At 44.7% G+C, this 20,072-nt stretch carries 23 protein-coding genes and 4 tRNA genes; 20 read left to right on the top strand and 7 right to left on the bottom strand.

The window, feature by feature from the left end; translation table 11 throughout:
* Complete coding sequence (gene pyrE / locus QP775_RS08630) at positions 1 to 639, top strand: orotate phosphoribosyltransferase (RefSeq protein WP_285105184.1); 639 nt, start codon at positions 1 to 3, stop codon at positions 637 to 639.
* Positions 640 to 757: 118 nt separating this feature from the next.
* On the opposite strand, the gene QP775_RS08625 is transcribed toward pyrE, so the two are convergent.
* From QP775_RS08625 to QP775_RS08610, 4 genes are all read right to left on the bottom strand, one after another.
* Positions 758 to 1,411, bottom strand: a complete 654-nt coding sequence (locus tag QP775_RS08625) for a PepSY domain-containing protein (protein ID WP_285105182.1) — start codon at positions 1,409 to 1,411, stop codon at positions 758 to 760.
* A gap of 241 nt (positions 1,412 to 1,652) precedes the next feature.
* Positions 1,653 to 2,420, bottom strand: a complete 768-nt coding sequence (locus QP775_RS08620; protein ID WP_285105180.1) for a PepSY domain-containing protein — start codon at positions 2,418 to 2,420, stop codon at positions 1,653 to 1,655.
* 79 nt (positions 2,421 to 2,499) lie between these two features.
* The gene (locus tag QP775_RS08615; protein WP_285105178.1) at positions 2,500 to 3,840 is read right to left on the bottom strand and encodes a sensor histidine kinase; all 1,341 of its coding nucleotides are present in this window, start codon (positions 3,838 to 3,840) and stop codon (positions 2,500 to 2,502) included.
* 31 nt (positions 3,841 to 3,871) lie between these two features.
* Positions 3,872 to 4,576, bottom strand: coding sequence for a response regulator transcription factor (locus tag QP775_RS08610; RefSeq protein ID WP_285105176.1), 705 nt, complete (start codon positions 4,574 to 4,576; stop codon positions 3,872 to 3,874).
* Between the two features lie 507 nt (positions 4,577 to 5,083).
* Between QP775_RS08610 and QP775_RS08605 the strand changes: the two genes are divergently transcribed.
* The 13 genes from QP775_RS08605 (at position 5,084) to QP775_RS08545 (ending at position 14,857) form a co-directional block, all read left to right on the top strand.
* A complete protein-coding gene (locus QP775_RS08605; RefSeq protein WP_285105776.1) occupies positions 5,084 to 5,812 on the top strand; it encodes an ABC transporter ATP-binding protein in 729 nt (242 codons plus the stop codon).
* Positions 5,775 to 6,878 (top strand): efflux RND transporter periplasmic adaptor subunit, encoded by a 1,104-nt coding sequence (locus QP775_RS08600; protein WP_239328508.1) that lies wholly within the window; start codon positions 5,775 to 5,777, stop codon positions 6,876 to 6,878. The genes QP775_RS08605 and QP775_RS08600 overlap by 38 nt, the downstream gene beginning before the upstream one ends.
* The gene (locus QP775_RS08595; RefSeq protein ID WP_285105174.1) at positions 6,878 to 9,715 is read left to right on the top strand and encodes an ABC transporter permease; all 2,838 of its coding nucleotides are present in this window, start codon (positions 6,878 to 6,880) and stop codon (positions 9,713 to 9,715) included. The genes QP775_RS08600 and QP775_RS08595 overlap by 1 nt, the downstream gene beginning before the upstream one ends.
* A 3-nt stretch (positions 9,716 to 9,718) precedes the next feature.
* A complete protein-coding gene (locus QP775_RS08590; RefSeq protein ID WP_239328506.1) occupies positions 9,719 to 10,606 on the top strand; it encodes an ABC transporter ATP-binding protein in 888 nt (295 codons plus the stop codon).
* A complete protein-coding gene (locus QP775_RS08585; RefSeq protein WP_285105171.1) occupies positions 10,603 to 12,087 on the top strand; it encodes an ABC transporter substrate-binding protein in 1,485 nt (494 codons plus the stop codon). The genes QP775_RS08590 and QP775_RS08585 overlap by 4 nt, the downstream gene beginning before the upstream one ends.
* Positions 12,088 to 12,258: 171 nt before the next feature.
* Positions 12,259 to 12,426, top strand: coding sequence for a hypothetical protein (locus QP775_RS08580; protein WP_239328504.1), 168 nt, complete (start codon positions 12,259 to 12,261; stop codon positions 12,424 to 12,426).
* A gap of 143 nt (positions 12,427 to 12,569) precedes the next feature.
* Positions 12,570 to 12,646 (top strand) — tRNA-Met (locus tag QP775_RS08575).
* A 29-nt stretch (positions 12,647 to 12,675) separates the two neighbouring features.
* A tRNA-Ile gene (locus QP775_RS08570) sits at positions 12,676 to 12,752 on the top strand.
* Between the two features lie 35 nt (positions 12,753 to 12,787).
* A tRNA-Leu gene (locus QP775_RS08565) sits at positions 12,788 to 12,876 on the top strand.
* 117 nt (positions 12,877 to 12,993) lie between these two features.
* Complete coding sequence (locus tag QP775_RS08560; protein ID WP_239328412.1) at positions 12,994 to 13,677, top strand: uracil-DNA glycosylase; 684 nt, start codon at positions 12,994 to 12,996, stop codon at positions 13,675 to 13,677.
* A 275-nt stretch (positions 13,678 to 13,952) separates the two neighbouring features.
* Positions 13,953 to 14,028: transfer RNA gene (locus tag QP775_RS08555), tRNA-Val, on the top strand.
* Positions 14,029 to 14,364: 336 nt separating this feature from the next.
* On the top strand, positions 14,365 to 14,526 hold the full coding sequence (locus QP775_RS08550) for a hypothetical protein (protein WP_239328409.1): 162 nt from the start codon (positions 14,365 to 14,367) through the stop codon (positions 14,524 to 14,526).
* Between the two features lie 139 nt (positions 14,527 to 14,665).
* Entirely contained in the window at positions 14,666 to 14,857 is a 192-nt protein-coding gene (locus tag QP775_RS08545; protein WP_239328408.1) for a hypothetical protein, read from the top strand.
* 89 nt (positions 14,858 to 14,946) lie between these two features.
* On the opposite strand, the gene QP775_RS08540 is transcribed toward QP775_RS08545, so the two are convergent.
* Complete coding sequence (locus QP775_RS08540; RefSeq protein WP_285105167.1) at positions 14,947 to 15,120, bottom strand: hypothetical protein; 174 nt, start codon at positions 15,118 to 15,120, stop codon at positions 14,947 to 14,949.
* Between the two features lie 128 nt (positions 15,121 to 15,248).
* Here QP775_RS08540 and QP775_RS08535 point away from each other — a divergent pair, with 128 nt between their 5' ends.
* Positions 15,249 to 15,695 carry a GNAT family N-acetyltransferase gene (locus QP775_RS08535; RefSeq protein ID WP_239328406.1) on the top strand — a complete coding sequence of 149 codons (447 nt, stop codon included), beginning with the start codon at positions 15,249 to 15,251 and terminating at the stop codon, positions 15,693 to 15,695.
* Positions 15,696 to 15,850: 155 nt separating this feature from the next.
* Positions 15,851 to 16,090 (top strand): DUF3892 domain-containing protein, encoded by a 240-nt coding sequence (locus tag QP775_RS08530; protein ID WP_239328711.1) that lies wholly within the window; start codon positions 15,851 to 15,853, stop codon positions 16,088 to 16,090.
* A 75-nt stretch (positions 16,091 to 16,165) separates the two neighbouring features.
* Here QP775_RS08530 and QP775_RS08525 read toward each other — a convergent pair whose 3' ends face one another.
* On the bottom strand, positions 16,166 to 16,900 hold the full coding sequence (locus QP775_RS08525; RefSeq protein WP_285105165.1) for an MBL fold metallo-hydrolase: 735 nt from the start codon (positions 16,898 to 16,900) through the stop codon (positions 16,166 to 16,168).
* Positions 16,901 to 17,051: 151 nt separating this feature from the next.
* Between QP775_RS08525 and QP775_RS08520 the strand changes: the two genes are divergently transcribed.
* The 4 genes from QP775_RS08520 (at position 17,052) to QP775_RS08505 (ending at position 19,374) form a co-directional block, all read left to right on the top strand.
* Positions 17,052 to 17,261, top strand: a complete 210-nt coding sequence (locus tag QP775_RS08520) for a hypothetical protein (RefSeq protein WP_239328404.1) — start codon at positions 17,052 to 17,054, stop codon at positions 17,259 to 17,261.
* 195 nt (positions 17,262 to 17,456) lie between these two features.
* A complete protein-coding gene (locus QP775_RS08515) occupies positions 17,457 to 18,125 on the top strand; it encodes an N-acetylmuramoyl-L-alanine amidase (RefSeq protein WP_239328403.1) in 669 nt (222 codons plus the stop codon).
* Between the two features lie 212 nt (positions 18,126 to 18,337).
* Positions 18,338 to 18,913, top strand: a complete 576-nt coding sequence (locus tag QP775_RS08510; protein WP_239328402.1) for a stalk domain-containing protein — start codon at positions 18,338 to 18,340, stop codon at positions 18,911 to 18,913.
* A gap of 146 nt (positions 18,914 to 19,059) precedes the next feature.
* Entirely contained in the window at positions 19,060 to 19,374 is a 315-nt protein-coding gene (locus tag QP775_RS08505) for a DUF1292 domain-containing protein (protein WP_239328401.1), read from the top strand.
* 66 nt (positions 19,375 to 19,440) lie between these two features.
* Here QP775_RS08505 and QP775_RS08500 read toward each other — a convergent pair whose 3' ends face one another.
* Positions 19,441 to 19,860, bottom strand: a complete 420-nt coding sequence (locus tag QP775_RS08500; RefSeq protein WP_285105161.1) for a DUF1885 family protein — start codon at positions 19,858 to 19,860, stop codon at positions 19,441 to 19,443.
* Positions 19,861 to 20,072 lie beyond the last annotated feature (212 nt).

Below are 20,072 nucleotides of genomic sequence, written 5' to 3'. Positions count from 1 at the left end.
ATGACAACGAACCAACTGGAACTAACTATTGCGAAGCATTTACTGGATATTCAAGCGGTGGCATTACGTCCGAATGAGCCATTTACGTGGACTTCTGGCATCAAATCACCGATTTATTGTGACAACCGCTTAACGATGTCATATCCGGAAATTCGGAACGCCATTGCAGAAGGCTTTGCTCAATTAATCAAAGAGTTTGCTCCTGATGCAGAAGTTATTGCTGGCACAGCAACAGCGGGGATTCCACATGCGGCATGGGTGGCGGATAAGCTCGGTTTACCCATGGCTTATATTCGTGATAAAGCAAAAGGACACGGTAAACAAAACCAAATCGAAGGACTTATTCGTCCGGGTCAAAAAGTGGTAGTTATCGAAGATTTGATTTCAACCGGCGGAAGCTCGATTAAGGCAGCGCAAGCCATTCGTGAAGCCGGGGCAGATCCGCTTGCTGTATACGCCATTTTCAGCTATCAGTTGGACAAGGCGGTTCAAGCTTTTGCTGAGGCTGGAATTACGCTTCGCACACTATCGAATTATTCTGCGCTCATCCAAGCAGCGCTCGATAACAACGTCATTAAAGAAGCTGATCTCAGTGCGCTGCAAGCATGGCGTGAAGATCCGACTACTTGGGGCGTGTAACAAGGCTAAAAGTACGTTACCGTGCTGAACAACAGGATGCTTGACAAGCTGACATGGCATTAAATGCTGTCAGCTTGTTTTATACCCTTGACGGAGTAATCAGTTATTAGGAGGTCACCTAGTCTTTATCATCCCATTCTATTTGGAGAATGCGACCATCTGCAGCTGCTATATCAAGCTGAACGTATCGTCCATCGACGGAGCGAAGTTCGACTTCATACACCGAAACGCCATCATCTGTGTCACGTTCAATCTCAATAAGAGAGCCTGACACTTGCTGAAGGGCGATTTTAACCGCTTGTTCTTTAGAAATGGTCTGCTTAGTCTTTGCTGGTTGATTGTTCTGTGTTGTGATGCCCTGTGTATGTTTTGTATCTTGCATGCTCACTTGTTCGTGCTTAGATTCATGCTTAATCTGATTCTTTATGCTTTTTTTCTCCCATGTGGCCTTGCCAGTCAAGGCATCGATATAGAGCTCATCAGCATTGTCTGCCCGATTCGAGAATTCTACTTCATAATAGTAACGGCCGCCTTGCTTGTGCAGTTCGATCTCCTCAATGATGCCTTCTTTGACAGTGGCTAACGCTATTTGCTTTGCCTCGTTCATTTCGAGAAGGGCAGCAGGGTTGCTATCCTTTACTTGGCCAGCTAATTTGGAACCTGTAGAGCTACTGTAACCGGCTTGTGCGATATGCGCAGTCCCCATACTTATGCCGGCAATAAGCATTATCCCCCCCAGTAATCCCGCGACTATTTTGGTACGTTTATTCATATCAAATTCCTCCTTGTATCTGCCTTGTTCGGCTATAACGTTCATCATACTAGGACAAGATGAGAGGAATACAATAGGAAAATGAGAAAACGATTAGAAGTCTTTGACCTAATCACCTAATCGCCTACCCACATAATCATCTAAAGGGAGCTTTTTTCAGCACGATCAACGCACTGCAAGCGGTATAGATGGCATTTAATTAGCGATGAATCTCTTCAAATGCGAATATGCATTAGCAGATCTAATCCTCCCATTTAACAGCCGCAATCTCACCAGAGTATGCATTTACGTACACAGTAACCTCCTCTTTATTAGCTGCTGTGATTTCCACCTCGTATACAAGCGTGCCATCTTCATCCTCCAATTCGATGGATGAGACAATACCTTTTACTTTCGCTAACGCGATTTTTTTAGCTTGATCTGAGGTGAGTCGGGTCGGCTTGTTAGGCTGCTTACTCTCGTCTGACTGTTTGGAACTACGGGTAATATGAATAATCTTTCCATCCCGCCTGTTTATTTTTACAACCGCTCGCATCGTGCTGCTCTCCAATTGAACAACGTAGACCTGAGTCCCATTTTTGTCGGTATTGATTTCTACGGATTGGACCGTACCTTTGAAGCGGGTAAGAGCAATCGTTTTAGCCGCTTCTTTGGTGATATGCACTGATTGATCGGGCATAGCCTCGTCCTTTTTATCAGTCGGACGGTTAGGGGGCTCATTTGTACTGCTTTTTCGCGTAAGCTGCTCAATAGTGCCGTCATGACCATTAACCGACACGTGATAGGTTCCATGTTGGTTCGAGATAGCTGCCACGTATGTTGCGGCTTGCCGCGAGGAAACGAGCTCAACCTGAGAGACAGTGCCTGAATACTTATTCTCGAGGAGCAAACGAACATCAGCTTCCGTTAAGAGAGGTTGTTCTCGCTTAGATGTAAGCAAATACAGGGACCAACCTAACAGAAGCGATATAAGTGCGCAACTGATGATTATCTTAGCTGCTCGGGTCATGTTTCTCATCCTTTCTTTTTTTATATAATATCCGGTCTACATTAGAAAGGGCTGAGAAAGGCAGAGGGTAGAGACGCGCCTATACCTCTGATCTAGGTAATAAAATGGTAAAGCAACTATACTCCCCTTCTTTACTGTCGACTTCGATGCTGCCGCCATGCAAATCTACTATACGTTTGGCAATGGCAAGTCCTAGACCTGTGCCCCCGCTATTCCGCCCTCTTGCTTTATCTACCCGATAAAACCGGTCAAATATATGGGGCAACTCCGAGTCGGGAATTCCAATTCCAGTATCAGCCACCGCTATAAAGGTGTTATTTCGGATGATGCCTACTCGCACCTCAATATCATTTGAACTGTACGCTATTGCATTTTGTAGTAAAATATACATCGCCTGTTTGAGCTTCTCACTATCTGCTTGTACAATTACAACGTCGGTACTGCAAACCGACCGTATGACACGCTGGAATCCAGCGCTTGTAAAGCGTGTGGTTTCGTCAACCAGTTGCAGCACGTCTACGTCTGTGACATCCAGATTCCAGTCTTGGTCATGACGTGCTAAGTCAAGCATTTGCAGTGTCATTTCCCTCATTCGCAGTGCCTCGCTATAGATGGCTTCGACAGATTCATCCAACACTTCCGGATCATTTTTACCCCATCGTTTTAACATTTTGGCGTAACTTTCGATCACGGTTAGTGGTGTTTTTAACTCGTGGGAGGCATCAGCTATAAATTGCTGCTGTTTAGTGAAGTTGTTCTCCAACTGCTCCATCATTGTGTTAAAGGTAATGCCTAGTTTGTAAATTTCGTCGTTTGAATGTTGTTTTAGTTCTAATTTCTTAAAAATTTGTTTGCGCTGGATTTCTTGCATCGTCGATATCATCGTATGGATCGGGCGCAGCATGAGAGTACTAAGCCATCTGCCGGCCAAGAGAGACGGGATAAGAACAATTAAAGCAGCTGTAAGAAGAACCCATCTCAAGACGTATAAGTTGTGTTTAGCGGTATCCATACTTTCGGACACTTCTAGCGTGACCACGCTGCCATCCTGCCAAATGATCGGGAAATAAGCGACAGCATACATGTTCCCGTTGACCTTATGAAGTTGGGTATGTTCTCTGGTCTCGTATAGCAGCGGAAGCTGTGTATATTCAGGCTCCTTGGTAATTGTAAGTGCTGACTTCTCATTATTCTGAATAAGTCTGATCATGCCATTGACAGGAAGAAACGCACGCAGCACATCGCCAGTTGCCGCCTGCTCCTCAGATGTGGACGAGGGTAGGGGGTGGACAGCTTCAGTGATTTGTTCCGCCTTAGCATGGATTCGCGCAAGCGACTCCTTAGTTGTCATGTTAGCGAAGATGATATAGATGGATACATTAACAATAATGGTAATCAACATAAGCCATACAGTCGTCAATAAATGAATTTTCCGTCGCATATTCATCCTGCTATTCCCTTAATACATAGCCGACACCGCGCACCGTATGTAGAAGCGGGGCAGGGAAGGGATGATCCACCTTTTTACGCAAATAACGAATGTAGACGTCAACGACATTGGTATCTCCTAGGTAGTCGTATCCCCAGACGTTAGTCAGAAGCTGCTCGCGATTAAGCACCTGGTTCGTATGCCGCATTAGAAACACAAGCAGGTCATATTCTCTTGGGGTTAGCTCAATAGCAACGCCGCCGCGAACAACCTGTCGTGATTTCTCGTTAACGCTTAAGTCTGCCACTTGGATCTTGTCCGTGACCTCGTTGTTAGCGGTATAATCGGTAACTAACTGCAGCCTCATTCGCAGCAAAGCACGTATGCGCGCTAGCAGTTCTTCAATCTGAAACGGCTTGGTTACGTAGTCATTTGCTCCTAGATCCAGTCCGCTTACTTTATCGTGAATAGAGTCACGTGCCGTCAATAAAATGACAGGTGTCATATTGTCGTTCGCTCTTAAGCGACGCAGTACCTCCAAGCCGCTTAATTCTGGAAGCATGACGTCCAGCAATATGAGGTCCCAAGGCTGCTCCGTACATGCAATCAGCCCGCGAAGGCCAGTGGCTGCGCTTTCTGTAAAGTATCCCTCGTACTCCAGTTCAAGCTTCATGACTCGTGATATTTTAATGTCGTCTTCAATGATAAGAATTCGAGCTTGTGCCATTACTGTACTCCATTCTATTAATAAGTGGTACTGCAAATACAAAGCCGCTCTGTACAGGGCTAGTATTTACTCAGAATATGAGATTACGCAATCGTATTCAAGCAGGTGCGAAAAAAGTTTGTTTAAAAGCAGAAATATCTAATTAACGCAAATTAACGCAAAAAATTAAAATATAGTCATATTTACTCGTTTTGGTAAGTTAGTGAACTTTTTCAGCACAATCAATCGGCAGTGTTTGTATTTTTTTCTAACTTTTTTTATGGAAAGTACGTCAAACCGTTACAATCATTGTAACTTTTCATACATTCATTTCGTTTATACTTGAGAAGAATTTTTAAGAACCTGTCCGAGAAGGGGGCAACATCATTGTTTAAGAAGCTTCGCTTAAAGAAACAGGGCAAAGAAGCGGACTTGACCCCAGTTAACCCGGCAGAAGAGACCCATCAAGCCAACATCACAGAAGGAGAAACAGAACAAGCAACGGAAGCACTAGAAGAAGCGGCATACATAGAACAACCTAACAAACAAGATAAGTGGCCGATCCGCACTAATGTCAATCCGCACGAACCGCTGCTGCTCGTTAAAGACGTTGAGCGTACCTTTAACGTAGGTGGTCAGAAATTGCATGTTCTGAAAGGGATCCATATGGAAGTCCGCCCAGCCCAACTCGTCATTCTTAGAGGACGTTCAGGTTCGGGCAAGACTACACTTCTGAATATGTTAGGCGGTCTTGATCTGCCTACTAAAGGGGAAATTATGTTTCGAGGAGAGCCCTTTTCCTCATGGAGCGATGACAAGAGAACAATCACTCGCCGTAACGATATCGGCTTTATATTCCAGGCTTTTGCGCTTATGCCGCTGTTGTCTGCCTATGAGAATGTAGAGCTGTCTCTTCGTATGGCCAATATTCCGCGTCATCTATGGAAAGCTCGCGTTCGCCAGTGCCTTGAGCTTGTCGGCCTTGGCAAACGGATGAACCATCGCCCGTTCGAGATGTCAGGCGGCGAACAGCAGCGGGTAGCTATTGCAAAGGCGATCGCCCATAAGCCGCTGCTGCTGCTTGCGGATGAGCCGACGGCCGATTTGGATACGCATATGGTTGCACAGGTCATGGGTGTATTTCAGCAAATTATCCGCTCTGAAAATATTTCCATCTGTATGACGACCCACGATCCTACTATTTTGGAGGTAGCAGACCATGTCTACGAAATGGTTGACGGTAAATTCGTCTCCTAAATCACACGTATTAAAGAAACGCAATTGGCGTAAAGCCATGCTGGTGCTGATTTCAAGCACCTTGTTATTTACTTCTGCCTGCTCTTTGCTCCCTAAAGAAGAAGAGGAAGAAGTGCTGCCTACTATTACGCCTCCGACGGCATCGAAGAAACCGGAATATGAGGTGACCCGCAACACATTGGAAACCAAAGTATCTTCCACCGGCAAATTAATGTCGGAGCAAGAAGAGACGTTGTCTTTTACAGTCGATGGCTTGCGTATTAAAGAAGTTAAAGTGAAAAACGGGGATAACGTCAAGGCTGGTCAAGTTATTGCCTCGCTGGATGTAGAGAAGCTGCAGAAGGAACTTCGCAATCAACGCTTGCAACTGCGGCTTGAAGAAGCAAAGATGAAAGAAACGCTGCGTAAGAAGGATGAAATGGACCCTATTGATTTTGAGCAGACACAGGTTGCCTATCAGGAGAAGCTGCAGGGCATCACGGATGCAGAGAATGAAATTGCTAAAGGAACACTCGTGGCACCATTTGACGGTACAGTTGTATCTGTCTCAGCTGTTAAGGGAGCCAACTCCAAAGCATATGATCCGATTGCGATCGTTGCAGATACTTCTCGGTTGACTATTGCTGTTCAAATGTCAAAGGATGACCAGAAGCGTATTTCTATCGGTATGGAAGCAAATGTGAGCATTAACAATATTGACGGCGTTATCAAAGGCAAGGTAAAAGCGCTGCCTGTCTCTACATCAGACGGGAACAATAACGGCAATTTGCTGCCAGGTCAGACACCGACAGAGAAATTAGAGAACTTTGTTATTATTGGTGTTGATAAACTGCCAAAAGGGTTGAATCGGGGGCAAATGCTAAGTGTAAGTATTGTTACCCAGAGGAAGAAAGACGTTATTGTCATTCCTGTATCCGCATTGCGGACCATTGGCTCACGGACGTACGTTCAAGTCGTGGACGAGAAAGGCAAGCGCGAGGTGGATATTGAGATTGGTCAGCAGACATCAACGGAAATTGAGGTATTACAGGGGCTTCAGCCTGGTCAGAAAGTAGTGGGTCGCTAATGGGAATTCCGCTGTTACGATTTTTATTTCGCAAGATGTGGAATACCCGCTGGCTAACCTTAAGTACGTTGGTTGGACTTATTGTAGCGGTATCCTTTACCGTTAGTATTCCGATGTATGCTGATGGCGCCTTAAAACGAGTAGTCACCAAGTCGCTGCAAGAAAATAGTGGCGGTATGCCGGCAGGGTCCTTGCTGCTGCGGTATCAGGGGGCAGGCGGTGCCAAGACGGATCTAAATGCATTGGCTAACGTTGACAGCTATATTAAGAATGACGTCAAGAGCGACATTGGCTTTCCTAGTCAAGTCTACGTCAACAGCAAGTCCATAAAGGGAACGGAAGTTATCCCCGTTGACCCGACGAAGGTAGACGCTAGCCGTGTGCGCAACATGACACTCACCAGCATGTCCGAGATCGACAGCAAGATTGACTGGACGATCGGCAGGGCATTCAAGGATGGCGAGAAAGACGGTATCGTGGAAGCAGTCATGCTGGAAGATGCGATGTACCGGAACGACCTTCATGTCGGTGACGAACTGGATTATCCGATATATGGCGGACTGAACATTAACATTCGTGTCAAGATTGTAGGCACTTTTAAGCCGCTGCAAGAGACGGATGCTTATTGGCAGCAAGGTCTGGAAAGTATGATGAACTCGCTGTTTATTACATCTAAGACGATGGACGACACCCTGTTAAAAGAGAAACAAATACCGCTTCATATATCGAACTGGTATTATGCATTTGACTTGCGCAACATTCAGACGAGTCAAATATCGGCACTAGACAGTACGCTCACGCGTATGCAGATTGAAGTAAGCCAGAAGATGAAGGGTACCAATCTGGAACTTTCATTTGCAAAACTGCTTGGTGAGTTTCGCAGCCAAAGTCTTCAGCTGCAAATGATGCTGTTTACACTAGCAGCACCAATGATTGCAATGGTGTTCTACTTTATTGCCATGAATGCAAATCAGGCGCTGGAGAAGCAGCAGAGTGATATATCGGTTCTGCGAAGTCGGGGAGCGAGCACCAGACAGATCATCGTGATGTATTTGATCGAAGGCGTTATATTGGGTAGCATGGCGTTGGCTGTGGCTCCATTCTTCGGTTGGTTTATGGCAAAGTCGATTGGTGCAGCAAACGGCTTCCTAGAGTTTGTGAATCGTAAATCTATTCCTATCGGATTTTCGTCTGATGCAATTATTTTTGGACTCATTGCGGTTGTTATCGCAATACTTGCCAGTGTCATACCGGCTGTTATATTTGCGCGGTCTTCGATCGTAAATCTGCGTCAGAAGATGGCACGCAACAAGCGTCCTGTCTGGCAAAGATGGTACTTGGACGTTGTACTCCTTGGCTTGGCTGGATACGGTTACTATTTGTCCAACCAGCAGCAGATGTTGTCATTCCAAACAGGAATGACCTCAGATCAGCTGCAGGTGCAGCCGTTTCTGTTCTTTGTTCCTGCCTTGGCTATATTTGCGACGGGGCTGTTTTTCTTAAGGTTATTTCCTTGGATTTTACGTTTGCTGCAATGGATCGGAGGGAAAATGCTCCCACTTCCGTTGTACTTGACCCTAACACAGTTGTCGCGATCTGCTAAAGGTTACTACCCGCTTATGATTCTGCTTATTTTAACGTTGGGATTAGGGGTATACAACTCTTCTGCAGCACGTACAATCGATCTGAACTCGAAGGAACGTACACTTTATAATGTGGGTACAGATGTCGTCATTTCGACTGTATGGGAAGGAACACCGGAGGCGGATCCCAATCCTGGAAAGGGTGGAGGTTCAGGCGGCAAGCCTGGTGGGCAGCAGCCGAAGCCAACAAAGACAATCTATAACGAACCTCCATTCCAGTTGTTCAAAGAGCAGCCTGGCGTAGAGGCGGCGGCCCGAGTTTTACAAACCAAAGGGAATGTAATCGTATCAGGGAGATCGATCGGGCAGGGCAAGCTGATGGGCATCGATAACGTGGACTTTGCCAAAGTAGCCTGGTTCCGCAACGATATGTTCCCTTCGCATCCGTTCCGTTATCTCGATACTTTAGGCAAATATTATGAGCAAGGTGTCATTATACCAACTAACGTAGCAGAGAAATATCAACTGAAGCTGGGTGATCTGGTATCCATTGGCATTCAAGAACAGATGGTAGAGTTTGTAGTTGTTGCAATTCTGCCTTATTGGCCAAGTCAATACCCAGATCAGACGCCTTTCTTTATTGCCAACCTTGATTATATTTACGATCAAGTGCCGATGATGCCATACGAAGTTTGGCTTAAGATGAAGGAAGGGGCTAAGCTAGGCCCTGTTATTGAATCGTTGCAAAAAGCGAACATCGATATTGCTTCATTTAAGGACGTACGAGCAGAACTGGTTACTCAGAGCAAGCATCCTACAAGAGGTGGCGTATTTGGTATTTTGAGTATGGGCTTCCTCGTTTCGATTATTGTCTCGTTGATTGGGTACTTGTTGTTCTGGTTCTTTAACCTGTCAGGTCGTGTTGTACAATTTGGTATATTACGAGCAATGGGCCTTTCGCGTAAGCAATTGACAGGCATGCTGCTGCTAGAGCAGCTGTTTACAGCTGGTCTGTCAATCGGACTAGGCGTTATCATTGGTAAAGTAGCAAGCCGATTGTTCCTGCCATTCCTGCAAGCGACAGAGAATGCGCAGATGCAGGTGCCTCCTTTCCGAATCGTCTTTGAAGCGAAGGATACGATGCAGCTCTACATGGTCGTAGGTGTCATGATGTTGATGGGAGCATCTATGCTCTTTATTCACATCCGCCGCTTGCGTGTGCATCAAGCCGTGAAGATGGGAGAGGAGCGTTAAGCAATGATCCATTGTGAAGGACTTGTTAAAATATTTAAGACAGAAGATTTAGAAGTTGTCGCATTACAAGGTCTAAATCTGTCTGTTCAGCAAGGCGAGTTGATGGCGATCATCGGCAACAGCGGCAGCGGTAAATCAACTTTTTTGAACATTCTTGGCGGATTGGACCGTCCTTCCGCCGGGACAATCAAGGTTGGTGATTGGGATCTCTTAAAAATCACCGATGAGCAGCTTGTCAAGTATAAGCGGGATACAGTAGGTTTTATATGGCAAAACAACGCCAGAAACTTGCTTCCCTACTTGACTGCGCTGCAAAATGTTGAAGTTCCTATGATGCTTGCTGGTAAGCTGGACCGTGCATATGCCAAGCAATTGTTGGAGTGGGTCGGTCTTGGTCATCGCCTCAACAATAAACTTGCTCAGTTGTCAGGCGGAGAACAGCAGCGTGTAGCCATTGCGATATCATTGGCTAACAAGCCCAAGCTGCTGCTTGCCGATGAACCTACAGGCTCTGTGGATACGCAGACATCCGACATGATTATGGGTATTTTCCGGCGTATGAACAAGGAGATTGGTGTCACGATTGTCATCGTTACACATGACATTACATTAGCAGGTAAAGTTGATCGCGTTGTGGCAATACGTGATGGATTGACGAGTACGGAGTTTATAAAGCGTAATCCGAATCTAGATGGCGACGGACTTGCTGGTTTTGGTGGCGGTCAGCAGGATGTGCATGAGGCTTACGTGGTTGTTGACCGTGTTGGACGATTACAAGTGCCAAAGGAGTTTCTGGAGGCGCTTGATATCGGAGATAAGGCTTCAATGGAATTTGATGGAGATAAGATTGTAATTCGAACACCGAACAAGTTGGAGGGTGAAACAAAATGAAACGGAATCAATGGGTTAGAAAGCTAGTAATGACGTCCGTCGTATTAACGATGGTATTTCCGATGCTTGCCGCATGTAGCGGCGGCAAAGATACGAAAACAGGCCAGGAGCGCACTTTAAGAATTGGAGTTCTGTATGGCGGTTACGACGATACTTACTTCCGTCAGCAATTTACAGATGTATATGAATATACACACCAGAACGTTAAAATTGAAATCGTACCTGCAATTGATCAAAGCGATCAACAATATAATCAAGGCGAAGAAAAAGATAGGAAAGAACCTAACCGTCTTGAAGCCGTCAAAAAAATTATGGATGGCTCCAACCCAGTTGATATCATCGTGACTGACCCGGCGCAATTCCGTATACTGGCTCGCGACGGTATGTTAAAACAATTGGACCCACTAATGCAGCAGGATAAATTTGATACAAATGACTTTGTTCCAGCGGTGCTGGACGGTATCAAAAGTATGGGCGACGGTAATATGCTTGGTCTAGCACCAACGTTCAATTCTTCTGTGCTGCTCTACAATAAGAAATTGTTTGCGGATGCAGGAGTTGAGCCGCCTACAGACGGGATGACATGGGATGAAGTGTTTAACAAAGCACGTCTTGTAGCAAAGGGTGAAGGCGCAGATCGGAAATACGGTTTTTCCTTTGACCGTTATGCAGGGGGAGATCCGTTCTGGTCCATGACCTACAGCTACATTACACCCCTGCAGCTGCGTATGTTTGACAATAAAGGCGAGAAGATGACAGTTAACACGGGTCCATGGGAAAAGGTGTGGAACAGCATTACTAAATTGTCCACTGACAAAATTATGCCAACACAAAACGATGGCATGATGGATAACAATACGAAACCAGGCCCGTTTGATCATGACAGCTTCTTGTCAGGCAAAGTCGCTATGGTATTATCGGACTTTGGCTACCTAAACAATGATTTGGCAAATGCTATGCGTAATGCAAGCAAAATTAAAGGCTTTAATAAATTTGATTGGGATGTCGTTACAGCGCCTTCCCATCCTGAAGCTCCAGGTGTATCAGGTTCTGTAAATATGAACAACATATTTGCTATTAATAACAAAGCACCTAATCCAGATGATGCATGGGATTTTGTTAAATTTATCAATAGCGAGGACTGGGCAAAAATCCGTTCACGCAGCAGTTATGAAATGGTGTCACGCAAACAGTTTATTAAACCTAAAGATGGTTCTAGCTATAATATTGATGCATTCTTTAATGTAAAACCGGTAGTACCTACGAACCAAGATGCGGAAGACTTAATGAGCGAGAAGCCTGCTTTATGGCAAGTAAATGATATTGGACGTACATTGTTCCAAGATGTAATAAATGGGAAGAAGTCAACAAAACAAGCACTGGCTGAGTGGGAAACGAAAGGTAACGAAATGCTGCAGCAAATTAAAAACAACCCAAATGGCGGCGGTGAGACTGTCCCAGGCGGGATTTACGGCGGTTAATAAATCTTGATCACAAAGGGGTGGCTCGCAGTTAGAGCCACCCTTTTTGTGCTGTCAGATGAGTATGAGCGTTAGAAGTGACTCCAAATGGGAACAGTAAGGGAAATGGAAACATTATAGTCATGACCCATCCCATTATTAATCTGAGACCGGCTAGGAGGCGCATGTGAGTTGTTAAATTGGATTTATTGGGGCAAGCTGTACAATTCTAAATTTCAGGCTCAGACACTGCAGCAGCGTTTGGAACACGACGCTTGGATATATGGCTACGAGACACCACAAGAAATTGAAATATTCCGTTCCAGAAGGGGAAAGTACGGGGTTCGATTTTTGTTGTAAACTTTTTTAAAGAGGTGAAATTTAATGCTTAATAAGCAGAATAATAATGGCATAAAATATTTTTTGAAAAAGTTCTTGACGTAGGTTAGGTAAGTGCGGTATAGTATTACTTGTCGCTGATGAAACACGACGAACACAAATGACGCGGGGTGGAGCAGTTCGGTAGCTCGTCGGGCTCATAACCCGAAGGTCGTAGGTTCAAATCCTGCCCCCGCAACCAACATAACGCTCAACGTATTTCATACATACGGGCCCTTAGCTCAGTTGGTTAGAGCGGTCGGCTCATAACCGATTGGTCGGGGGTTCGAGTCCCTCAGGGCCCACCATATACCTATTATTAATATAAACGTGCACTTTACATGCCGGGATGGCGGAATTGGCAGACGCACAGGACTTAAAATCCTGCGGTAGGTGACTACCGTACCGGTTCGACCCCGGTTCTCGGCACCATTTATAACTTCTAGCACTTTATGATAATAGGGTAATGTGGATGATATAACTCCTTTCGCTGACTAGCGGAAGGGGTTTTTTATTTGTAATCGAAATAGAATAGAGAGGATGAATTGTATGAGCTGGAAAGTGGACAATGACTGGTCTCAACTTCTTCACGATGAAGTACGGAAGCCTTATTTTAAAACATTATGGACATGGTTAAGAGAAGAGTATAATCATCAAGTGATTTACCCTCCATTTGACCAATTATTTACGGCCTTCCAGTTAACTTCCTATGCGGACACAAAAGTTATGATCGTGGGACAAGATCCGTATCACGGTCCAGGCCAAGCTCACGGTCTTAGTTTCTCGGTGCAGCCAGGCGTACGAATTCCTCCGTCACTTCTTAATATGCTCAAAGAGAGTGCGACTGATGTGGGTACAACGATGCCGAGTCACGGATATTTAAAAGCGTGGGCGGAGCAAGGCGTATTTATGTTAAATACGGTTCTGACTGTTAGGGAATCACAACCAAATTCTCATAAAGGTCAGGGCTGGGAAACATTTACGGATCAGGTCATACAACTGTTGAATGAACGAGATCGTCCTGTCGTCTTTGTATTGTGGGGTAGTCATGCACAGGCGAAAGCTAAAATGATCGATCGCTCCCGTCATTTCATCGTACAGGCACCACATCCAAGTCCGTTGTCTGCTCATCGTGGGTTCTTTGGCAGCCGTCCGTTCTCGAAAATCAATGATCATTTGCAAGCGCTTGGGGAAGAACCTATTGTTTGGCAGCTTCCTCCGATTGAATCATAAAAATAAAAGAGACTGCTTGTATCTAATGCAGAAACATCTGCACAATGCAATGCAGTCTTTCTTTTCGTGATAGGATAAGTGGATTTGAAAGTTCATGTTGAAGGGCGCTACCGTCATGCTTCTGAAATGTTCTAGAAGTGTGTAAGCAGTAGTAAGTAGTACTAACTATAAACTGTGCATGAATACATGAACAGTAAACGTTGACAATGACTTTGGCCGATGATATATTAATTGATATATTCACTGATTATTTGTTGATTTACTTCTAATAATGTGATCTGTTAGCTCAGCTGGGAGAGCACCATCTTGACAGGGTGGGGGTCAGTGGTTCGAGCCCACTACAGATCACCATACACACTAACGCAAAACCCTTGATGATGATCAAGGGTTTTTTTATTTTTAGTTGATGTCGAGATCTATGCTTCTATTAAGCGAGCCGTTGTTAAGATTGGAGCACCTCAATGCTGCTACAGCGGAAAGCAAGGAGCTTTTTTTGATTAGACAAAAAGGACTGTAAACTATAAGCATTTCTTCGTTATCATCCTGTTATGCTTGTCCTGACGATCAAGTAGATGTAAAGAAGCTGACATTTGGCGCTCGTGACGACTAAAGCTGGTGACTTGATCATACATTGAAGAAGAATGATCACTACCTTCTCCAAATGGAGAGGACAAGCGGAGGGATATGATGCTGGGAGCTCAGTTATTCGTTTGGCTATTAGGCGTGTTCGGAATCGTAGCGGTGTTGTGCTGGCTGCTATCACGACTGTTGGTTCATGACAGCACCAACCAGGATGAGCGGTATATATGGCTTCGTAAAATAGATGATGGCTCTGGCAAGGAGCATTAGTTAAGCTTTGGCTGCCTGAGCTTAGAAGAAATTTAAATACCATGTGGTGTGTAGTCGTTTGCAAATGGTGTTTAAGATTATCTGTTTACGGTGAAAATGGTGATATACATCGTTGATATGTCAATTGGAGGGATGTATGATGCCGAGACCGAGGCCTTATTTCAAACCAATAGTTGTTGCAATTATCGTTATTGTAGTGCTTGTGAGTAGTTCAGGCATGATGATAGCGAGCCCCGACCAGTACAAGGATCTTGAACCTCAAGAGGGAACAGTTCCGATCTATGAGGATGTATATGGCAAAGTTGTGCCAAACGATGTATATCAACCCTGATGAACAGATGACTTTCGATCAATCAAATACGAACAGGCCCTGATGGTAACTCCAGGTTGCATTAGGTACTGTTCGTATTTTGCTGTGCTTTATACATGGTCAGGATCACGATCTCGAGGATCTGTCGCTGAAGTAGGCGAATCTGATCGCTCCTCTGTATCCCACTTATGCGTGTATGCTTTTTTGGTAACGATAAGCAGCAGGCAGACCGTACCAATAACCATTACTACTACGGCCACAATTGTTGCGGTAACCGTGTCCATTAAGTACCTCCTATTATTGTAAGCGTATTCGATAGCCTTACTATACATGAATTTCATTTTTTTGTATAATATAATTTTGTTCATACATATGGTAAAATAGTTGCTTATAAATGACGGAGGTGAGGCTAGTGGCAGCTGAGATTATAGAGGTCAAAACCCAAGAGCAATTGGATGAGTGCATCACTATCCGTAAAGAAGTATTTGTTCAGGAGCAGAATGTGCCTGATGAACTAGAATGTGATGAATACGATACATTAGATGCCCCGGCCTTCCATGTACTACTCATGATTGATGGCAAATATGGGGCTACAGGACGAGTTAAGCTGCTTGATGAATTTACGGCAAAAATGCAACGAATTGCAGTCAGAAAGCCATTTCGTGGCTTAGGAATAGGTCGGACCTTAATGATTGGATTAGAACAAATAGCTAGGGCGCATGGCGTTGAGAAGTGTGTGTTGGACGGGCAGTGCCAAGCAGAAGGGTTTTATCAGTCTTTAGGCTATGAGACCGTATCGGAAGAGCCTTTCTACGACGCAGATATTCTGCATGTGCGTATGGAGAAGAAATTGACTTAGTACACTTTTTAAGTTTCTCTATTTTATACCTGATACTCTTGCATAAAATGTCAGTCGTTCGGGAATGCTAACGATTCACCGCATCTGGTACAAAGGTTCGGTCTCAGAAGAGGCTTTATCATGTGGCCAATATTAGTAGAAGCGAGAAGGATGGGATAGCATTGACAGAACGTGAGACATTTACAGCGGTACAACGTAACGGGGATGGGGATCTGACATCGTTTCAGACAAGCTCAGGAAGAGTGCTAAACTATACTGAGGCTTTGCAGGCTGTCCATAATGGGGAAATTGCCGGAGCAAACACGTTTAAGGGAAAAAACGGAGGCACTTATATCCGGGGTGATGCTGATGGCGATCCTTCCAACAATTTGGACAACCTGCCGACTTTTAACTAATGCAATGGATCACGTTGTTATAAGAGCACTTTGACCGTATCATACGGCTGAAGTGCTCTTTTCTATAACAGCAAGCTACATTAAGGTATAAATTTGATGCTGGTTAATAAAGGGCATTGGACCGGTACGGCCTTCCCATTGAGGTCGCTCATCTCCGTAATGCATTAATGAAATACGCTGCTGCAAAGGTATCGGCAATGATAGCAGCTCATGTATGGTGGAGTGTACTTCGCCTGTTCCGATCAGCTGGCAGTCATGCCATATATGTTCAACCCCATTATCAACGAGGGATTGGAGCAGCTCAAAGTTAAAGCGCATATCTGCTGTGTAAAAAAAACGTTCGTTAATGAGCAGCGAGTAACTATTTTTACCTGGCATATGATCGGTTTTTACCCATTTGACTTGCAGATCAGCGGCAAGGGGATGGTTAAGCTCCGGTTCCATTGGCAGCACATCAAACACATCGTCCAATTTGTTAATCCCGTCTTGGCTCATTCCACCTTTAAGTGTATTTTCCCATAACATATCCACCAGAGATGCCGCGATATATAGCTTAGGCTTGCGCTTGTATCTGAATTTCATCTGGAATGCATATTCTTCCAGGCCGCCGACATGATCAGCATGCAGATGAGTGACGATGACGCCATCGAACTCATTGAAGGATTTGCCTAGCTGGTGAACAGCCATAGGCGCTGTAATTCCACAGTCAATTAAGAACGCATGTTGAGTGGTGTGCAGTATGGCATTATTGTTTAAATATGTTTTGGCAAAAGCACTCCCTGTGCCTAGCATTTGCAGTTGAATAGTCATCTCTCTTCCAGATCCTCCAAGCTCTATTATTTTACACCCACTGTATCATGGGCTAGGTAAATGCACAAGCGAACGGCGCTTGTCTCACATAGTATGAGGGTGAAGCGATTTGCTTTGCAGTGTGAGACGTGGGAGAAGTGGGTGAGCTATTGTGGCCAAAGGAAAAGGCGCCAAAAATAAGAAAAAAGAGCTATCTGGGGGACGTGCCCAGTATACGATGCGAGTTGTGACTTCTGACCGGTGCATCGTGTGTCCGACGCCTTGTACAAGAGGTCTGAAGTATGTCTCACGAATGACTGAGCCAGGAGCGGTCGGCAACGGTGTACCTTGCGTGTTAACACGAACTAAGCTTGGTAAGTAATTAACTAAAGGCTTTGGGATGGACACAACGTCAACTTGAACTGCTCAGGGAACGGATAGTATGTATATTCAAAAGTTCAAGCATTTACTACTGTTACTTTCCCTTCCCTGGGTCATCACGCGCATCCATGTGCGTCAATCACCTACTTACTTAAAGAACACTTGATGTGATGTCGGAGGGATGAGGTGGCATGGGATGAATATCGTGTGGAAAGGTAATGCGTATACCAATTCATGCGTTCGCAGGGGACAAGTTCCCCAGATTATAGTTAATCATATTGCATCTGCTCGTATGTCAACATTGGATGATTGGTATACGAACCGAAATAACAAAGTATCCTCGGCTCATTATGGCATTTCCAAGAAGGGCGATATCCATCAATATGTAGCGATAGAACGTGCGGCTTTGGCAAACGGAATCCCCCATAGCAGCATTAAAGCAGCTTCATCTTTATACGTGAGAAGCAAGCAGCACAATCCTAATTTATACAGTGTCTCCATTATTCATGAGGGAATGGAGGGCGAGCTAACCGATGAGCAGTTTCAAGCGTGTATAAAGCTGCATCGTTATATCCAAATAATGATTCAGGAAAAATGGGGTCATCATCTGCCGCTCACATCTGATTATGTGATCGGACATCATCAAATTGATCCTATACACAAAGCAGCCTGTCCAGGTTATAAATTTCCATGGGGCAGATTATATGAGGCATTAGCCTGTATCCCAGTTTACGACGAAAATATTGAAACCATTATTAAAAAGCTGCATAACGCCGATCTTCATCTAAAGCGTCTGGAGCAGCGGCTTGCTGCGCTGGAGATGCAGGAAAGCAGGACTGACGAACACGGTGAGCACAAGAACTAAAATGAAACTAGCCCCGCTCCTGGTGACATTTGACAGTAAAAAAGACAGGGCCTCCCTAGCCATACGCCAGTACAGGATGAACGTGCATAGAGGATATTACTTAAAAAAGCCTCAAAACCTTGCTGTAAAGAGAGTGAATTGCAAATGTTGCCGCAACTCTCTTGCATATTAGGAGTATAACTATACAACTAAGCTGTTGGAGGTTAGCACTCATGAAATGCAGGAGAATTGCCGCGCTTGTCTTACTCGGTTCTATTGTAGGTGGATCACTGGCCACTACGATACCGACAGTTGCTGCGGAAAGCAACACAGACAAGGTGCATGTTGAATTAAACGGCCAAGCGATATCAGATGGGGGGGTAATGGTAGACGGGCGAGCCTATGTGTCTGTACGCGATCTGCAAGAAGCATTGCAAGCATTCGTATACTGGGACGCCGCCAATAAGAGAATATCGATTCAGAAGCCTAATATTCATATGTTGATGTTCCAGGACAAGGCTACTTTTGGCAAAGTTAAGACTGGAAAGACAGCATTCTCCGTACTGGTACAAGTTGATTCGCTGAAGACGCAAGTTGACGCCATTAAGCTGACGATAACAGACCCGAACGGGAAATCTTCAGATATTCAACAATCAGATATTGATACGAAGCAGGACAATTTCTGGTTCCGGTCTTCGGATTATAAATACGATTTCAAAGCAAAAGGTGAATATACTGTAAACTGCTATTTGAGACAAAAAAACGGCGAGTTCACTTTACTGTCTAAAAAGACGATAGAAGCGGTGTAATTACGGATTTGCCCATTTATGAGTGTTATTTTTGAACGTTACATATACTAACCTTCAAGGGTGTCATTTCGTTGACCTTCCTCACATATCGTGGTACGATACGAGGGATGCAACATACTATTTGCACAATAAAGGAGAACTATGTAATGAGCGAACATAACCATAATCATGACTGCGGCTGTGGCGAGAACCACGACCATGAGCATAATCACGAAGAGTTTATCGTCACACTTGTGGATGACGAAGGTAACGAAATAGAAATGGCATTGGTCGAAACGTTTAACGTTGAAGAGCAATTGTACGCGCTGCTTCTAGAGAGAAACAACCCTGAAGCTGATGGTATCATTGTACGCGTAGACGAAGACGGCGAGGACATGGTCCTTAATGCTATCGAAGAAGATGAAGAGTGGGAACGTGTACAACAAGCCTATGACGAGCTTGTTGCCTCCCAAGAAGGTTAATTCCCTTCCATAATAAGGTACTAGGAGAGCCCTAAGGCAACTTGGGGCTTTTTGTTATATACGCGGTTATTTACGGGGATTAAAGTACATCTTCCGCCCGTTAAACAACGTAAGCTCAGCCTTCCATGTGCGTGCCAAATACTTGCATAGCTCATTGCCTTTATTCGAATCCCCCTGCGTGGATGTGTCAGGAAGCACAACTTCAACATAATGACTAACGTTGTCCTCTGTATCATGTGTACCAACGCCGAACAGGATATATCGGTACAGCGGATGATTGCCTCGCAGCAGGAAACCGACCTGTTCTTGGCCTGGCTTAGTCTCGAACGTGTAAGGAAAGGCTGCTTCAGCATAATCCCAACCCAACTGGGTGCCTGTTAAGCGGGCTTGCTCTTGATAACAAAGCAACTGCTGCTTCAAATCTTCCAATGTTGCGGAAGGTACCGCTGATCCATCCTTAAAAGCAATTATGGCACGTTGACTCACCGTACTCCCTCCTAAATATACCGTAATCCAAGTCCTATCATAACACCCCTTAGTAAAAGTGGCAATATTTTCATGCTTGCATTTTTACAATCCATTTACAGCTTGGTTCTGGTTGATAAAAAATGGAAAAACATGATATAGTGAAAACGTATCAGTGCGAGTTGGAAATAATGGTTGTGGGAAGGAAAACCGAATCGTGAGGAGGAGATGTC

Source organism: Paenibacillus sp. UMB4589-SE434 (assembly GCF_030226685.1).
Lineage (GTDB): Bacteria > Bacillota > Bacilli > Paenibacillales > Paenibacillaceae > Paenibacillus_B.
Note: the sequence above shows the minus strand (reverse complement) of the source record. Positions and strands in the feature narration are given on the sequence as shown.

Excerpts from the sequence above, each read along its gene's own strand:
- QP775_RS08585 (WP_285105171.1), top strand. The coding sequence starts at position 10,603 with ATGAAACGGAATCAATGGGTTAGAAAGCTAGTAATGACGTCCGTCGTA.
- QP775_RS08550 (WP_239328409.1), top strand. The coding sequence starts at position 14,365 with ATGCTGGGAGCTCAGTTATTCGTTTGGCTATTAGGCGTGTTCGGAATC.
- QP775_RS08590 (WP_239328506.1), top strand. The coding sequence starts at position 9,719 with ATGATCCATTGTGAAGGACTTGTTAAAATATTTAAGACAGAAGATTTA.
- QP775_RS08525 (WP_285105165.1), bottom strand. The coding sequence starts at position 16,900 with ATGACTATTCAACTGCAAATGCTAGGCACAGGGAGTGCTTTTGCCAAA.
- QP775_RS08560 (WP_239328412.1), top strand. The coding sequence starts at position 12,994 with ATGAGCTGGAAAGTGGACAATGACTGGTCTCAACTTCTTCACGATGAA.
- QP775_RS08600 (WP_239328508.1), top strand. The coding sequence starts at position 5,775 with ATGTCTACGAAATGGTTGACGGTAAATTCGTCTCCTAAATCACACGTA.
- pyrE (WP_285105184.1), top strand. The coding sequence starts at position 1 with ATGACAACGAACCAACTGGAACTAACTATTGCGAAGCATTTACTGGAT.
- QP775_RS08505 (WP_239328401.1), top strand. The coding sequence starts at position 19,060 with ATGAGCGAACATAACCATAATCATGACTGCGGCTGTGGCGAGAACCAC.
- QP775_RS08610 (WP_285105176.1), bottom strand. The coding sequence starts at position 4,576 with ATGGCACAAGCTCGAATTCTTATCATTGAAGACGACATTAAAATATCA.
- QP775_RS08515 (WP_239328403.1), top strand. The coding sequence starts at position 17,457 with ATGAATATCGTGTGGAAAGGTAATGCGTATACCAATTCATGCGTTCGC.
- QP775_RS08545 (WP_239328408.1), top strand. The coding sequence starts at position 14,666 with ATGCCGAGACCGAGGCCTTATTTCAAACCAATAGTTGTTGCAATTATC.
- QP775_RS08620 (WP_285105180.1), bottom strand. The coding sequence starts at position 2,420 with ATGACCCGAGCAGCTAAGATAATCATCAGTTGCGCACTTATATCGCTT.
- QP775_RS08625 (WP_285105182.1), bottom strand. The coding sequence starts at position 1,411 with ATGAATAAACGTACCAAAATAGTCGCGGGATTACTGGGGGGGATAATG.
- QP775_RS08540 (WP_285105167.1), bottom strand. The coding sequence starts at position 15,120 with ATGGACACGGTTACCGCAACAATTGTGGCCGTAGTAGTAATGGTTATT.
- QP775_RS08510 (WP_239328402.1), top strand. The coding sequence starts at position 18,338 with ATGAAATGCAGGAGAATTGCCGCGCTTGTCTTACTCGGTTCTATTGTA.
- QP775_RS08595 (WP_285105174.1), top strand. The coding sequence starts at position 6,878 with ATGGGAATTCCGCTGTTACGATTTTTATTTCGCAAGATGTGGAATACC.